At 32.2% G+C, this 15,149-nt stretch carries 19 protein-coding genes and 1 pseudogene; 15 read left to right on the top strand and 5 right to left on the bottom strand.

Translation table 11 applies throughout. From position 1 onward, the window contains the following. Positions 1-11: 11 nt before the first annotated feature. Together Q9969_RS07775 and pgsA are read right to left on the bottom strand one after the other, a co-directional pair. Complete coding sequence (locus Q9969_RS07775; RefSeq protein WP_305556032.1) at positions 12-254, bottom strand: DUF357 domain-containing protein; 243 nt, start codon at positions 252-254, stop codon at positions 12-14. Then, the gene (gene pgsA / locus Q9969_RS07770) at positions 247-816 is read right to left on the bottom strand and encodes an archaetidylinositol phosphate synthase (protein WP_305556029.1); all 570 of its coding nucleotides are present in this window, start codon (positions 814-816) and stop codon (positions 247-249) included. Before pgsA ends, Q9969_RS07775 begins: the two co-directional genes overlap by 8 nt. A 37-nt stretch (positions 817-853) precedes the next feature. Between pgsA and Q9969_RS07765 the strand changes: the two genes are divergently transcribed. From Q9969_RS07765 to Q9969_RS07740, 6 genes and pseudogenes are all read left to right on the top strand, one after another. Then, positions 854-1,435 carry an L-threonylcarbamoyladenylate synthase gene (locus Q9969_RS07765; RefSeq protein WP_305556026.1) on the top strand — a complete coding sequence of 194 codons (582 nt, stop codon included), beginning with the start codon at positions 854-856 and terminating at the stop codon, positions 1,433-1,435. A 73-nt stretch (positions 1,436-1,508) separates the two neighbouring features. Further along, entirely contained in the window at positions 1,509-2,213 is a 705-nt protein-coding gene (gene radB / locus Q9969_RS07760) for a DNA repair and recombination protein RadB (RefSeq protein WP_305556023.1), read from the top strand. 58 nt (positions 2,214-2,271) lie between these two features. After that, positions 2,272-3,447, top strand: coding sequence for a pyridoxal phosphate-dependent aminotransferase (locus Q9969_RS07755; protein ID WP_305556020.1), 1,176 nt, complete (start codon positions 2,272-2,274; stop codon positions 3,445-3,447). Positions 3,448-3,454: 7 nt separating this feature from the next. Further along, positions 3,455-3,979 carry a hypothetical protein gene (locus Q9969_RS07750; RefSeq protein WP_305556016.1) on the top strand — a complete coding sequence of 175 codons (525 nt, stop codon included), beginning with the start codon at positions 3,455-3,457 and terminating at the stop codon, positions 3,977-3,979. Between the two features lie 16 nt (positions 3,980-3,995). Further along, positions 3,996-4,169 (top strand): annotated as a pseudogene (locus Q9969_RS07745) (ferredoxin); the annotation flags it as partial. Continuing rightward, positions 4,166-4,543 (top strand): putative zinc-binding protein, encoded by a 378-nt coding sequence (locus tag Q9969_RS07740; protein ID WP_305556013.1) that lies wholly within the window; start codon positions 4,166-4,168, stop codon positions 4,541-4,543. The pseudogene Q9969_RS07745 and the gene Q9969_RS07740, both read left to right, overlap by 4 nt. A gap of 33 nt (positions 4,544-4,576) precedes the next feature. Here the strand turns inward: Q9969_RS07740 and Q9969_RS07735 are convergent, their stop codons facing one another. Next, a complete protein-coding gene (locus Q9969_RS07735; RefSeq protein ID WP_305556010.1) occupies positions 4,577-6,355 on the bottom strand; it encodes a ribosome biogenesis/translation initiation ATPase RLI in 1,779 nt (592 codons plus the stop codon). Positions 6,356-6,547: 192 nt separating this feature from the next. On the opposite strand from Q9969_RS07735, the gene Q9969_RS07730 reads away from it, so the two are divergent. The 8 genes from Q9969_RS07730 (at position 6,548) to Q9969_RS07695 (ending at position 11,611) form a co-directional block, all read left to right on the top strand. Continuing rightward, positions 6,548-7,048: a hypothetical protein gene (locus Q9969_RS07730; RefSeq protein WP_305556007.1), complete on the top strand. Its 501-nt coding sequence runs from the start codon at positions 6,548-6,550 to the stop codon at positions 7,046-7,048. A gap of 86 nt (positions 7,049-7,134) precedes the next feature. Then, complete coding sequence (pth2, locus tag Q9969_RS07725; protein ID WP_305556004.1) at positions 7,135-7,473, top strand: aminoacyl-tRNA hydrolase; 339 nt, start codon at positions 7,135-7,137, stop codon at positions 7,471-7,473. A 45-nt stretch (positions 7,474-7,518) separates the two neighbouring features. Further along, the gene (locus tag Q9969_RS07720) at positions 7,519-8,187 is read left to right on the top strand and encodes a delta 1-pyrroline-5-carboxylate synthetase (RefSeq protein WP_305515225.1); all 669 of its coding nucleotides are present in this window, start codon (positions 7,519-7,521) and stop codon (positions 8,185-8,187) included. Position 8,188: 1 nt separating this feature from the next. Beyond that, a complete protein-coding gene (locus Q9969_RS07715; protein WP_305515223.1) occupies positions 8,189-8,350 on the top strand; it encodes a zinc finger domain-containing protein in 162 nt (53 codons plus the stop codon). 19 nt (positions 8,351-8,369) lie between these two features. Continuing rightward, a complete protein-coding gene (locus Q9969_RS07710) occupies positions 8,370-8,639 on the top strand; it encodes an elongation factor 1-beta (protein ID WP_305556001.1) in 270 nt (89 codons plus the stop codon). A 415-nt stretch (positions 8,640-9,054) separates the two neighbouring features. After that, positions 9,055-9,678 carry an energy-coupling factor ABC transporter permease gene (locus tag Q9969_RS07705; protein ID WP_305555998.1) on the top strand — a complete coding sequence of 208 codons (624 nt, stop codon included), beginning with the start codon at positions 9,055-9,057 and terminating at the stop codon, positions 9,676-9,678. 2 nt (positions 9,679-9,680) lie between these two features. Then, positions 9,681-10,175 (top strand): hypothetical protein, encoded by a 495-nt coding sequence (locus Q9969_RS07700; protein ID WP_305515217.1) that lies wholly within the window; start codon positions 9,681-9,683, stop codon positions 10,173-10,175. Between the two features lie 716 nt (positions 10,176-10,891). Further along, the gene (locus Q9969_RS07695; RefSeq protein ID WP_305515215.1) at positions 10,892-11,611 is read left to right on the top strand and encodes a DUF4012 domain-containing protein; all 720 of its coding nucleotides are present in this window, start codon (positions 10,892-10,894) and stop codon (positions 11,609-11,611) included. Positions 11,612-11,620: 9 nt separating this feature from the next. Here the strand turns inward: Q9969_RS07695 and Q9969_RS07690 are convergent, their stop codons facing one another. Both Q9969_RS07690 and Q9969_RS07685 read right to left on the bottom strand, forming a co-directional pair. Next, positions 11,621-12,526 (bottom strand): type II secretion system F family protein, encoded by a 906-nt coding sequence (locus Q9969_RS07690; RefSeq protein ID WP_305515213.1) that lies wholly within the window; start codon positions 12,524-12,526, stop codon positions 11,621-11,623. A gap of 4 nt (positions 12,527-12,530) precedes the next feature. Then, entirely contained in the window at positions 12,531-13,955 is a 1,425-nt protein-coding gene (locus Q9969_RS07685; protein ID WP_305515211.1) for a CpaF family protein, read from the bottom strand. Between the two features lie 114 nt (positions 13,956-14,069). Here Q9969_RS07685 and Q9969_RS07680 point away from each other — a divergent pair, with 114 nt between their 5' ends. Then, positions 14,070-14,975: a methyltransferase domain-containing protein gene (locus Q9969_RS07680; protein ID WP_305515209.1), complete on the top strand. Its 906-nt coding sequence runs from the start codon at positions 14,070-14,072 to the stop codon at positions 14,973-14,975. Positions 14,976-15,149 lie beyond the last annotated feature (174 nt).

Below are 15,149 nucleotides of genomic sequence, written 5' to 3'. Positions count from 1 at the left end.
TTGGCGATTACCTAAATAATGCCATGAAGCATTCTTAAAGCATCAAGTAGACCATGAGAATATTCAATACATCCAAATGCTGTTCTCATGTCTTCTTTTTTAAGGTAATATTTAGAATCGCTCCAATAATCAACAGCTCTATCATACACTTCTTTTTCTTTTCCAACAAAGTCGATATGAGAAACCTGATTTAAATTTCTCTCTAGTTTTGCAATATCCTTAGCTATCTTTTCCGGACTTTCCAAATCACTCATTTAATTGCCTCCAAACATGCACAATCCTTTGCACAACCGTAAAGTAAGATAAGATTACTAAAATGTAAATAACATATGTAAAGTAGATATCTCCTGTGAAATATCCAATCAATGCTCCAATCATTAAAATAATCATGCGAACTGCCCTTTCAGCTATTCCAATATTGCATTCTGCACCCTGTGATTCTGCCCTTGCACGAACATAACTAACTGTTATTGCAGAATGAATTGCTAAAATGCCAACAAACCAATTGCAATATCCTCCAAATATTAATCCAATATAAATTATGGCGTCTGCAAACCTGTCCATAGTGGAATCGAGAAATGCACCAAATTTAGATGACTTATTGTGATATCTTGCAACAGCGCCGTCAACAACATCTAAAAATCCAGATATCAATATTGCAACACATCCTAAAATTAGGTAGTGATTTGCAAAACCATATGCTGCAATAACAGCGACAAATGGTGAGATGACCGTCACTACATTGGGATTTATATTTAAATTTCTAGCAATCGGGTTCAATATTCTTGTTAAAAGGGGTCTTAAATTTTGAAGCATAATTTATATATAAAGATTTCATCTAATATAAAGATGAATGAAGATAATAAAAGCAAATCCTGATAAAATCAATGAGGATATTATTTTTGAAGCAATCAATGTATTGGCAAATGGGGGAATTGTATTATACCCAACAGATACGGTTTACGGTTTAGGGGCTAATATTTTCAATAACAAGGCAGTTAGGAGAGTTTTTGAAATTAAAAAGAGAAGCTTTCTAAAACCTCTCTCAATACTTGTGCGTGATGTTAAAAGTGTTGATGCAGTGGCTAAATTGTCCTCATCTCAAAGGAAATGCATTAATGCCTGCCTGCCTGGAGCTTACACATTTATTTTAAATAAAAGAAAAATAGTTCCAAGATATGTTACAAGCGGTTCAAGCTATGTTGGTGTAAGGGTGCCTGATTGTGAGCTGGCTTGCAGACTTGCCAGTATTTTTCCAATAACAACTACCAGTGCTAATTTATCAGATGATAAAGTGTTGTCCAATCCATGTGAAATTTTAGAGCAATTGGACTGTGAAGTGGATTTGGTTATCGATGTTGGAAATCTAAATTCAAGTAAGGCTTCTTCAATAATTGATTTAACAGGCCTAAAACCAAAAATAATAAGGGATTAAAAGAATTAATATTGTTTCAACATTATTTTTTGATTAAAAATTTTTATATCCTATAAAAATCAATAACATTATCATGAAAGTATTAGCTAATTTTGAAGACAATACTAAACTTCAATCAAATTCCTCCCTTGATGATTTACTTGAAGGAGGTTTTGAAAAAGGTTGTGTAACTCAGATATATGGGTCTCCTAGTTCAGGTAAAAGTAATGTGGCCTTAACATTAGCAGTTAATATTGCTAAAAACAATAGAAAAGTAATTTATATAGATACTGAAGGAGGAATTTCAATTGATAGAATTAAACAAATTTCAGGATCTTATTTTTCAAGTATAGCTAATAACATAATGGTTTTAGAACCTACTGATTTTTTACAACAAACAGAAAACTTAAGATCAATTGACGTCTGGCTTAGAAAACACCATGAAGAAGTAGATTTGATAATACTTGATTCAGCTGTTGCACTTTATCGTGTAGATGATATGAAATCATATAAATTAAGCAAGGAGTTAAGAAAACAAATTCAACTCTTGTCGAATCTTGCACGTAAGTACGGCATTGCAGTAATTGTAACTAATCAAATTTATTCTGCTTTTGATGATGACGGAAATAATGAAATTAGAGCAGTTGGTGGAGATATACTCGAGTACATCAGTAAAGTAATAATTAAGCTGGAACGTGGCACAGAAACCAATCAAAGAATAGCCACATTAAAACGTCATAGGAGCCTTCCTGAGGGAAGACAAGTTATTTTTTCAATAACTTCAAATGGAATTATTTAAGATAATTTTATTAATAATTAAAAATAGATATTTATTTTGGTATTGTTTGAGTGATAATATGAGGGATAAGGATTTCGATATTAAAGAACCAAAATTGAAATTTAAAAAAACGGAGAGAGTTCCTCCAGACGGATATAACTCTTCCAACGAATTTTTTGAAGATATGTACATGGACAAAGACATGATCTGGATGGGTCAAAACACCAACCATTTACATGATGATACAATAGCTAATGCGATGATTGAAGCTATTAAAGAAAATACTTTTTGTAGATATCCTGCCCCTGAAGGTTTCAGCGAACTTAAACAATTAATTTTAGATGATTTGGGATTAAAAGATTTGGAAGTATTGTTAACATCCGGCGCAACAGAATCATTGTATCTCTGTATGCAAGCATTGCTTGAACCTGAAGATAATGTAATCTTGTCAGATCCAGGATACTTCATTATAGGTGATTTTGCAAATCGTTTCGCAGGTGAAGTAAGGTATGTGCCAATTTACTTTGAAGAAAACAATTATAAATTGACTTCTGATCTTTTAAGGGAAAATATGGATGAAAACACTCGTATGGTAATTCTAATCGATCCGTTAAATCCATTAGGTTCATCATACACTGAAGACGAACTTAAAGAATTTGCTGAAATCGCAAAAGAAAACGATTTATACTTATTGCATGATATAACTTATAAAGACTTTGCACGCAACCATTTCCTTGTTGAAAATTACGCTCCAGGTCAAACATTAACAATTTACAGTTTTTCAAAAATATTTGGAATGGCGGGTTTGAGAGTTGGAGGGGTTGTTTCTTCAAAACCTATTATCAAATCAATTAAAAACGCTGTTGTTAATGATTTGGGAGTAAACATCATTTCTCAATATGGAGCTATTGCAGGTCTTAAATCAAAGGATCAATGGTTTGACAAAATGAGAGAAACTTGCTTTGAAAACCAAAGATTAATCAGTAAAATGATTGAACCAATTGAAGGAGTATTCCTTCCGGTTTATCCATCAGATGCAAATATGATGGCAATTGATTTATCCGGTGCCGGAATCGATCCAAAAGACATGTCTAATTATTTAATCGAGAAAAAATTATTCACAAGAGAAGGGGAATATACTTCTGAAGAATTTGGGGACAGATACTTACGTGTAAGTTTTTCAATCCCAACAGAAGAAGTTAAAATCTTTTGTGATGTGTTCCCTAAAGCTGTTGAAGATTTAAGGACAAAATAGGTTGCCTATGAGATTTAAATATCATCAGCCTGTTCCAAATTCATACGGTTGCGAAAACCCTCACCATCCCAGTACCACCATTTCTGATGATTGTTTGGATGAATTTATAAATATTGCATTAGATTCGAATTTTGCCGGTTTGAGCTATTCTAAATTAAGCGACGAGTTTAAAGAAGAATGGGATATTTGCTGGGACAACATTATTATTCTAAAATATTTAATGTCTGGTGAAATTTTAAAAATGGAACCTTCAAAAGAAAAATGTCGCTTAGAAGATAACGAATTCCATGATTTTGCATATAAAACATTTGCACTTGCTGATATTTTAAGAAAAAATGGATTTAAGGCCGACTTATTAAATCCGATTGATGACAGAGTAAGCCTAAGAGCAATTGCAATGCAATCAAATGATGCAATAATAACAAGAAATAATATGTGCATGTTTAAAGAAGGCCTAAATTTAGGACTTTTCATGATTCAAACATCATTGAAAATCTTCCATTTAAAAGTGAAAATGATATGTATGGGTTGAGGATTACTGCTCAACATGTGGCGTTTGCATTGACAGATGTCCGGAAAATGCTTTTGGCAGTGATGGGAAAGTTCTAAGGAAAGTTTGCACTGCACATAAGGAAGGTTGCAGTCAGTGTATATTATTCTGTCCCTTTTATAAACGGGGTTATGAAAAAGTCAAAAAAAGATATTTGAGGATGAAAAGATGAATGATAAAATAGCTTTAGTTTCATGCAGTGGATTAAGCCCTTTAGGTTTAGTTGTAAGGGTAGCTAGTGTGGAATTGGCACTTGAAAATGATAATATTGTGGCAGCATGCATAACAGAGTATTCAGCACAACCTAATAACTGCTCACCAATTTTAGATGATGCAAAAATAGTTACAATAACAGGTTGTGGAGACGATTGTGCATCTGTGATATTAAAAGAAAAGGATGTTGATTCAATTAAAAATATCTCGGCGGATTCTGTTGTCAAAATTTATGATTTAAATCCTTTAGATCCTGTTCGCTTGGATGATGATGGTGAAAAGGCAGTATCAGTATTGAAAAAATATATTTTAAAAGAGCTTGAAAATATTTAAAAGAAAAAAATATTGAAAAAGTATTCTGCCTATTCAATCGGATAAGTAGTAATACTCCCCTTTTTCTTTTTGCTCACGGTCTTTGTAACTGTCAAGTTTGTTAACTCTAGGTCTTTTTGTTTCTTTATCCCTTCTAAATGTAATGTTCAAGTTTCCTAAAAACTCATTCATCGCATTTCTTAAGTCAGTTGGTTTTGAAGCATGACCATTCAAACCGGGTGTTCCGTTAAATACCATTGCCCTATCAGAGATATAATCAATAAATACAATATCGTGGTCAACAATAAGTGAAGCTGCATTTCTACTTTCAACCATTTTGCGTATTACTCTTGCAGCTATTAGTCTTTGTTCAACATCTAAAAATGCTGTCGGTTCGTCGAAAAGATAAATTTCAGCATCTTTGGAAAGTGTTGCAGCTATGGCTAATCTTTGAAGTTCCCCTCCACTCAAGCCTTTAACAGGTTTGTCCAGCATTTCATTTAATGTTAATGGTTTCATGATTTCACTTTCAAAGATATTGCTGCCAAAGCTAGGTGCATTCATGTATAAAAAGTCACTTACGCTTCCTTCAAAGTTAGAAACAATGTATTGGGGCTTGTAAGCTATTGAAACTTCTTCATCAACTTCACCAGAACTCGGATCTTCCACTCCTGCAAGCATTTTGGCAAATGTGGTTTTACCGATACCGTTAGATCCAAATGCGGTTACGATTTCATCATAAAATATTTCTCCTGCATCAGCAGTTAATTCAAATCCATCATAGTCTTTACTTAAGTCGGAATAACTTGCAAGCGGTTCTCCTTCGTCTTCAGGAGTTGGGGGTCTGATTGTAAATTCAATAGGATTCCTTCTAATCCTAACATTTTCTTCTGCTAAAAATCCATTAATATAAGCATTAATTCCTAAACGCACTCCTTTTCTTCCAGACACTACACCATATCCTCCAGGAGAACCGTATAATATGTGAATATTGTCTGAAAGCGCATCTAAAGTAGCAAGATCGTGTTCTATTACGAGAACGCTTTTTCCTTCATCTGCTAGTGAACGAATCACTTTAACTGCATTCAATCTTTGGGAAACATCTAACCATGATGTTGGTTCGTCGAAGTAGTAGAAGTCTCCTTCTCTTAAAACTGTTGCAGCTATTGCAACTCTTTGAAGTTCTCCGCCACTTAGGTTTTCCATTTTTCTATCAAGCACGTTTTCTAATTGCAGTTCTTTTGTAACATAATCTAATTTGTCTCTTTCATTAACATTATCAAGTAAGTCTCTAACTTTACCTTTAACAACTTTTGGAAGTTTATCAACCATTTGAGGTTTTAATATTGTTTTGATACTGCCTTCGGATAAGTCTTTAAAGTATTGTTGCAGGGATGAACCTTTATAATACTCAATTACGTCATCCCAGTTTTCAGGCTTGTTTTCATAGTTTCCGAAGTTTGGAATTAAACTTCCAGATAGGATATTCATGATTGTGGATTTACCAATACCGTTCGGGCCCAGAAGACCTAAAACTGTTCCTTCTTCCAGCTGTGGAAGGCCAAATAATTCAAATTGGTTTTGACCGAATCTATGGATTGGTTCGCCTGCTGCTTCAGGCAAGTTAATAATTGTAATGGCATCAAATGGGCATCGATTAGTACAGATACCGCACCCTTCACATAATTCTTCAGATATCAACGGTTTTTTAGTATCTTCATCAATTACTATGGTGTCTTCTTCCATTCTAACACCTGGGCAGTAATGAATACAAAGATAATCACATTTTTTTGGCTGACACCTATCTTTGTCTAAAATTGAAATACGAGTCATTATAATCTCCTTAAAAATATAATCATCTATAATTTTATTATTTCTATTTAATAAATTATGTCTAATTAAGTCTTAAAAAGCATTAACACCAAATTGATTTAGTAACCTTTTTAAGTATATAAATATAAAATTGTTAATTAGATGTAACTCACTTTTGAATTTAATTTAAATTCGAAATTGATAGGTGGTTTAATGAAAATTAATAAAATTCTATGTTTAATATTGATTTTATTTGTGGTAATTTCTGCTTGCGGAGTCGTCAGTGCAGATAATAGTACGGGTGACGGTTCAGAATCAGGCAGTTCTGAGCCTGAAGATACGGGTAGTTCAGAATCTGGCGAGTCTTCTAATTCCAATCAAGAAGGTTCATCTTCTGAAGGTTCTTCTTCAGGTAGTTCTGGTGCTAATAGTTATAGATATTCAGGCCGTTCTGGAAGTAGTGGTGGCTCTGGATCTAGTTCTTATTCTCAGTCTCAACCAACATACTCTGCTAATTCACCATCAACAGGTACCGCAGATTCAAATAATAATACTGTAAATATAACCAATCAAACAAATAATGTATCGAATAATACTAATAATCTTTCTGGAATCAATGATTTTTCCGCTGATAATTCATTACTAATGATTTTAATTATTGCTGCGGTTATTGTTTTCATAGCAATTATTGTTGTGTACTTTAAATTGGAATAATGCTTTTTAAGGAAGATATCCTTTCCTTATTTTATTAATTTTTATTTTTTTTACTTTTTTTTAATTAAGTGGGAAATCGTGATAATGTGAAACAGGTATTGATCGTGAGAACTGATTTAAAAATGGGTAAAGGGAAAATTGCAGCACAGTGTTGTCATGGAGCTATAGGTGCATATAAGAAATCCTCTAAAGACAAAATTCGAAAATGGGAAAATGATGCTTATGGAAAGGTTGTTTTAAAAGTTAAAACCTTGGATGAATTAACCGAGCTTAAAAAATTAGCTGATAAAAAAGGAATAGCTAATTATTTGGTAGTTGATGCTGGAAGAACTCAAATACCTACCTCAAGTGTCACAGTTTTATCACTTGGTCCAGATGAGGACGAAATTATTGATGAAGTGACTGGGGATTTAAAACTTTTATAACGTTTCTGTCATTTTAATTTATCTTATTTTCAATTAAACAAGGTTGTGATTATTATCATAAAACAGGTAGTCAAAATTGGAGGAAGCTTATTTCCAAATCATGCTATGGAATTGGCAAAACAACTCAGAAACACAAATTCGGTAATTATTTTAGGAGGTGGGGAATTTGCTAATTTAATTAGAGAATATGATGATGAACTTAGCTTTTCCAAGGAAACCGCTCACTGGACAGCTATTGATTGCATGGACATAATAGCCAAACTTGTCAGTGATAAAGTTGAATCTACAAAATTGGCATATTCCATTGAAGAGGTTAATAAAATATCTGATGAAGGTTTTACTCCGATTTTTGCAGTATCTGAATTTTTAAAGAGCGAAGATCCTTTTGATTGTAGTTGGGATGTAACTTCAGATTCAATAGCGGCATATATCTCACACTTGTTAAATGCAAAACTTTTAATAATAACAAATGTAAATGGTATATATACCCAAGAACCTAAAGAGTCAGGTTCAACATTCATAAGTAAAATCGATGCAAAAACCTTACTGAATTTTCAAGAGTCATCGGTTGATGTAATGTTGCCATCTCTTTTATTAAAGTTTGGGACTAATTGTTATGTTGTGAATGGGAAGTACCCAGATAGGGTGTTATCTTTAATAGATGATAGTATAAATGATTATAACTTCGATTACACAGAAATAACAGGTGATTAATATGAAAACAGTAGAATGTATTAGTTGTAAACAAGAAATTCCATTAACTGGCACTTTCGTTGAATTCGAATGCCCAATTTGTGGATCTAAAATTGCAAGATGTGAAAAATGCCGTACTTTTGGCCATGAATACAAATGCGAATGTGGTTTTGAAGGACCATAGGTTTAATGGAGGAATTAGAATGGGTGAAGTATTAACTACTATGAAAATCATGCCGGATAGTCCTGAAGTAGATTTGGAAGCTATCAAATCCACTATTGAAAGTTCAATGCCTGAAGGCGCAAAACTTCATGAAATCGCTGAAGAACCAATTGCTTTTGGTTTGGTTGCTATTATTTTAAATTTCATCACTGAAGATGGTGAAGGCGGATCTGAACCTGTTGAAAAAATGGTTTCAGCTATTGAAGGCGTTGCTAGTATTGAGATTACCGGCGTTGGAAGATTAATGTAGATATTATTACTTTTTATTGCTTAATTTGATTATTTGGAGTTGTTATTTTTAATAACTCCTATTTTATTCTATTTTTTTCACATGTCTCAGTTGAGATGTGATTTGCTGATTTTATTTATTTTATATGTCGCCGATTACAATTTTTTTTGTTTTAAAGGAATATTGGATGTTTTTAATTTTATTTCCGGCTAAAATCAAATGTTGTCTAAATATTATTAATACTATTATAGTAAATTTTATTAATATATATAATAAATATATCAATATTGTTATGATTTATTTTAACCAGGTTATCCGTTTAGAAATAAATTTTTTATAATTGTTTAAGTGATTTTATATGAATAAAAGTAAAATATCCAGTTTAATATTAGTTATTATATTTTTCCTTGTATTGGAACTTAAAATAGGTGAATAAATGCATATTCCAGATGGTTTACTTCCTTTTGAGCAAGGTGTGGTTTATTTAATTATTGGCCTTGTTATTTTGAGCATTTCATTTTATCATGTTTCAAAAAAGACAAATATGGAAAAACGTTTGGTGCTGGCAGGTGTTTTAACCGCCATTGTGGTTGTTGCAACTTCCCTAACAATTCCATCACCAATGGGAATTCCAATGCATTTCTTTATAATTCCATTGGTTGTGTTTATTCTAGGTCCATGCAATACTTCATTAGTTTCTTTTTTAGCACTTTTAGTTCAAGCACTTGTCTTGGGCGAAGGGGGCATCACTACTTTGGGAGCTAATGTTCTAGACATGGGTATTGTTTTAAGTTTTGTTGTGTGGGGAGTTTATAAACTATTTTTTAATATCAATATACGCTTTGCGATTTTTATCTCAACATTAATGGGCATTCTTGCAGCCACTTTTGCTCAAATATTTATTTTAGCTGCTGCTGGAGCATCTAGCTTAAATGTTTTGTTTGCTAGTTTATTGCCTTATTATTTGATGATTGGGGTTATGGAAGGATTAATTACAGTTGTTATTTTAGAATTTATTTCAAAAACTAATAGCGCTATTTTAGAAGTTGAGAAGGTTTAATTATGAAAATGAAAATTTATGGGTTATTAATATTAAGTTTAATATTATTCGTAGGCATTTCTTCAGTTAGTGCCCATGGTGCTGATTTAACTGAAGATACGATGATTATGGCAAATGAAAGCAATGGAATTTTAGCTAAATCAATTGTTGACGATTTGGGTTTGGATAATGTTAAAGTGTATAAATATGTTTCAGAAGGTGATGTTGAACACCAATTAGAACATGCATTATCTAATCCGAATAAAAGAATTTTAGCTATTTCTTATCAGGATACTGTAGAGGATTATTTGAATGATCATCCTGATTTAAAAAACAGGGTTATTGTTAGTGGCGATGATAATAAGTCTATCGAAGATAATGTTCAAAAATTAGTTGCTATTGATGTCAATGAAGATACATCATCCGATTTCACCACTCCATTAATCGTTGGTTTGATTATTGGTTTGTTGGTGGGTTTAATCGGGGCTGTTTTCATAATGAAATGGAAAAGTAACTGAATCTATTATTTTAAAGCTCAAAATGGAAAAAATATATGATCGAGGTTGTGAAATTCAATTGAAAAAATTTAGTCACACCTAAAAAATTCAAAACCTTTATATACTATGACGACCAACTTTTATACAAGTGACATGAATTTAGGTATACCTAAATTTTTCACTTATACAAAACATATTATTAGTCAATAATAATACAATCTCCAAGATATAGATATTTGTATTGAATTAGCTTTCCACAATTTTCTGATTCGGTACATGGAAAATTATTCTGCCAAAATTTTCCAGAAAACTTAATTGGTGTTTAACTCTCCTCAAACACTAAACACCAATTTTTATCTCTTTTTCGAAATTTTTATAATGGACTTCATTAATTTAGGTGTGCCTAAAAAATTAGAAACATTTATATACTCCTTGTGACAACACTATAATTAGTGATAAAAAATTAGGTCTACCTAAAATCTAATTTTTATTGCTGGTGTGGTTTTATATTAAAACCATATTACTACACTCCGATTATTTATTAAATTAGTTTAAGTTTCTTTTTCTAATTTAATAAAGCATATAACTACTCTCACGAAATTAAATATGTTCATCATATTTAATTTCACCTATCATTAAATCTGACTCTTTTTAATTAAACTTGTTACTAAAGTTATTTATAGTGAACTTATAAAAATATTAATATATTTGCAATAAACAACTTAGTAGGTAATAGTATGGATAGGACAAAAAGACTCATCATTACAATATTAATTGTTGTTTTCATTGGATTGGTGGCAATAATTGCTGGTTCGCTATTTATTGGACATGACAATGAGCTTACTCAAGGAAATAAAAATATTTTAGTATGTGCAATTGATGAAGGTGAAGATCGCCCAGGGCTTGGAGCTTGTGACATGGCATTTATTGTTCATTTGGAAAATGGGACACTTAAAAATTACACAGCCATTTATCCGGGAGGCATGACCCACCCTAACGCCAGTGAACCGTTAGAGGCACAAAAACAAGGTGCCGGTTCTGCATTACTGCTTCATGATGCATTTTGGGATGAGGATAATGATGTTGGCATGAATTATGCTAAAGAGATTGTTGAATATCAGACTAATACAACAATAGATTCTGTTGTAGCAATAAACAGTCAAGCATTAGATGCAATACTTTCTGCTGCAGGACCATTGGAGATTAATGGTGAGATAACTAATGCCAGCGGTATCGACATAATTCGTGAAGAAAATTGGGGCAATGGTGTTTCAAGAGCCGATGCTGTAATGGATATTGTAAAAGCGGCAGCCAATGCGGCTTCAAGCAATCCGGATATCAAATCTGCAATGGTAAATGCAGCAATTGATCAATATTCTAAAGGAAATATAGTAATGGATAAAAAAGGTGCATTTGTAGGATTACTTGCATCAAAAGGGTTTGAATCAGTAATTTAAACCCTTATTTTATACTTTAGGCTCTAATTTTTTAATAAATAATCCCATAAACATCACAACTAATGGAAAAAATATTGCATATATCACAAATAATAATTCTGAAGATATAATGTCTCCCATAACTGTTGAACCTGCCATTAACATTATTAAACTTATTACTGGTGCTAAAATAGCTATAAATGTATAAATCAAAATAAATGAATTAAGTTTTTGAGAATATTCCTTTAGTTTAATTTGCATATCAAATGAAATATCGCTTGCAATGATTTCTAAGCTTCTGGCTAAATTGCCTCCAACCCTTAAAGTTCCAACAATCTGATGAATTGCACGGGATAGGCCTTCAGATTTTACTCGATGGCTCATTTCGATTAATGCGTCCTCTGTTGATTTACCAAATTTCACTTCTTCTAGAACTATTGTAAATTCTTTTGAAAGAGATCCATAATTCGCATCCCTAATTTTTATTAATGCATCATGAAGGCCATTTCCGGCTTTTAGTTCTATCCCCATATGTCGTAAAGCATAAGGCATTTCCTGATTCAAATCACTGTATCCTCTCTGCTCTTTCATTTGAGGATAATACAACAAAAATATGTATAAAATTACAATGCTGATTAAATAGATTCCACTTATTTCAGCACTTGTTAAAATGCTGATTAAAATCAGACCGATAAATAAAATGAATAGGGTCTTGTTATTTAACATGTATTTAACTGATTTATCTCTAATTTCATCAAGTTTGCTTTCACTTTTTTTAATGGGCTGTGCTGTTAAGTCGAGCTTTTCAAAGATTGATGAATCGATATCATCTGATTTTAATTTGTCTGTTTTAATATTTTTAAAGGATATGTTCTTAAAAAAATTAACAACAGATAGTACGCTTCCTCCTATCATGATAAAAAAGTTATTAAACATTAAATCACCCGTTCAATATAATTTTATTTAAAACTTTTCGAGGATTCTTATAGTAGAGTTTTATAACATTATTCACTCCACTAACAGAGCGGATATTGTGATTAAGCATATGCTTTAAAACAATTTTCCGATTTTCAATTTCATTATGCATGTCGGTAATGGATCTGCCACTTAACTTTGCTATTTGAACCAATGCATTGCTGGTTATGCCTACATTATCAATTGTATCTCTTTCAGGATTCCATTGGAATATTTTATTTAGTTGTATGGTGTTCTCTTCAATTCCAACGACTTCGGCAACTTCATTAATTCTTCTAAAAGAAACTCCGGATGGTGTGTAAATCCTATTTTGCATTATAATAAAATCAATTGCTTGAATCATTATCTTTGGAACAGACATTGGAGGATTAGTTAACCGAGTTATGGTTTCTCTTGCATCATTTGAATGCAATGTCCCAAAACCGGAATGTCCAGTATTTAGAGCAGTAAAAAGAGTTATTGCTTCTTGAGCTCTTACTTCTCCAACAATTATTTTATCTGGGCGTTGTCTTAGGGAATTTTTAACTAAGTCATTCATAGTTAATTCACCTTTACCCTCAACATTGGCAGGGCGAGTTTCCATACGAATGACATGTTCATGGGGAATTTGCAATTCTAATGTGTCTTCAATGGTGATTATTCTCTCGTTAGGGTTAATAAAGGCTGAAAGAGCGTTTAATGTTGTTGTTTTACCTGAACTGGTTCCACCAGATATGATTGCATTTGCGGATTTAACTCCAAGGCCATCAATGCATAACCATAAAAATCCTGCAAGATCTAGTGAAATTGTTTTTGCATTAATTAAATCGATTATGGTTAATGGATCTTTTCTAAATTTACGTATTGTTAAAGACGGGCCATCTGGTGAAACTGGGGGGATTGTGGCGTTTATTCTGGAGCCATCTATTAATCTTCCATCAAGAATTGGGGATTCCTGATCTATTCTGCGGTTAATTTGCCTTGCTATCGAATCAATTAAATCTCTGATTTCTTGTTTGTTTTTAAATTTGAGATTTGTTTTCATCATTCCATATTCTCTATGATATACGAAAAGTGGCTTGCCAGTTCCAATTATCATGATTTCTTCAAGTTCATCATCTTGGATTAATGGATCAATTTCTCCGTATCCAATGATGTCCCTGAGGAACTTTTGAGATAAACTATCTAAATATTCATTCGAGATGTGATTATTTTGATTGTTTGCATCCAACCTTCTGAATAAAAAATTCTTAATGTCATTTAATAACTTCTCTTCACTTACCTGATAATTGTTGCCTGAAGATATAGCTAAATCAACCAAATTTTCACGAATTTCTCCTAAAAGAACTTTTTCATCGGAAGAATAATCTTGCCTCACTACTTCATATTGCGGTATTGTATCTTCATTCATAATTTCACCAATGGCGATTTTTAGGTATAATTACTAATTAGTAATACTAATTAATATAGTTTTTATTACTGCTCAAAGCATTATTATACTTCCAAAACAATAGTAATACAGGAGGTGGTTTTTATCCTGAACATTGATGATAAAATTAAATCACTGGCGGAATGTGAAAAATGCAGTGATATTCAAATTAAAAAGTTCTCGCCATTAAAAGATTTGATAGATTTTGAAATTCTCAACGGAGAATATATGAAATGCGATTGTGGAAAAAGGCCATTGGACATAGTCATGAGCCATATTTTAAAAATCATGATTGAAGAGGAAACAGTTTCCCAGAAAGCTACTTTAAGACGTAATTCTCCAGTTCCTTTATCTAATTTTTATTATAGCAGTTTAAATCCACAATTCATTGGTGAGGATACATTGATATTGCTTCATCCAGATTTCAACTCCAAAATTGCATCAAGACTGATTAATGAAGTTCCAGAAGTCACATGCGTTTTAAGGGGAAGTGCCCGAAATACAGTAGGGCAATTAGATAAAAACTCACAAATTAATCACTTTGAAATTCTTGAAGGTGATGATACTCAGGTAAATGTAATGAGGACATTGATTGGAGATAAGATAGTCATTGTCAAAAATCAATCAAAGCATCATATAGAAGTGGCCGTTACTACCGAACAAAAATTAGTATCTCTTCACAATTACTTGGAAAATAATAAAGTCAAAAAGGGAGTGGCTATTGATGGAATGTGCGGGCTTGGAGCATTAGGAATTTATTTACTGAAATACGGCTTTGAAAAAGTAATATTCAATGATATAAATCCTGAAATGATTGAAGCACTTAAAAGTAATCTTGAATACAATGGAATTCGTGAGGGCTATGAAATATTAAATGGTGCATTTGAAGATTTAGATTTTAATCATGTTGATTTATGTCTAATAGATGCATTTCCCGGAATAGATACTGAAGGATTTGTTAAAAAGGCTGAAAAAATAGCAGATAATGTATTTAAGGTCTAGCTAGTTCTTATTATTTATTTTTAAAATCATTTCAAACATTTTTCAATATCTTTCGGGATATTTGAAGGATTTTTCTATTTTATTTCCCGGCCTAATTAATTGCTTATTGTTTCTTTGAGGTTAATTTCAATTTCACCAATTATCATTCATATTTTGCCTGCATTTGAGGAAGTT

Origin of the sequence: Methanobrevibacter sp. V74 (genome assembly GCF_963082495.1) — an archaeon.
In the GTDB taxonomy this organism is placed as follows: Archaea; Methanobacteriota; Methanobacteria; order Methanobacteriales; family Methanobacteriaceae; genus Methanocatella.
This window is presented reverse-complemented; position numbering and strand designations above follow the sequence as displayed.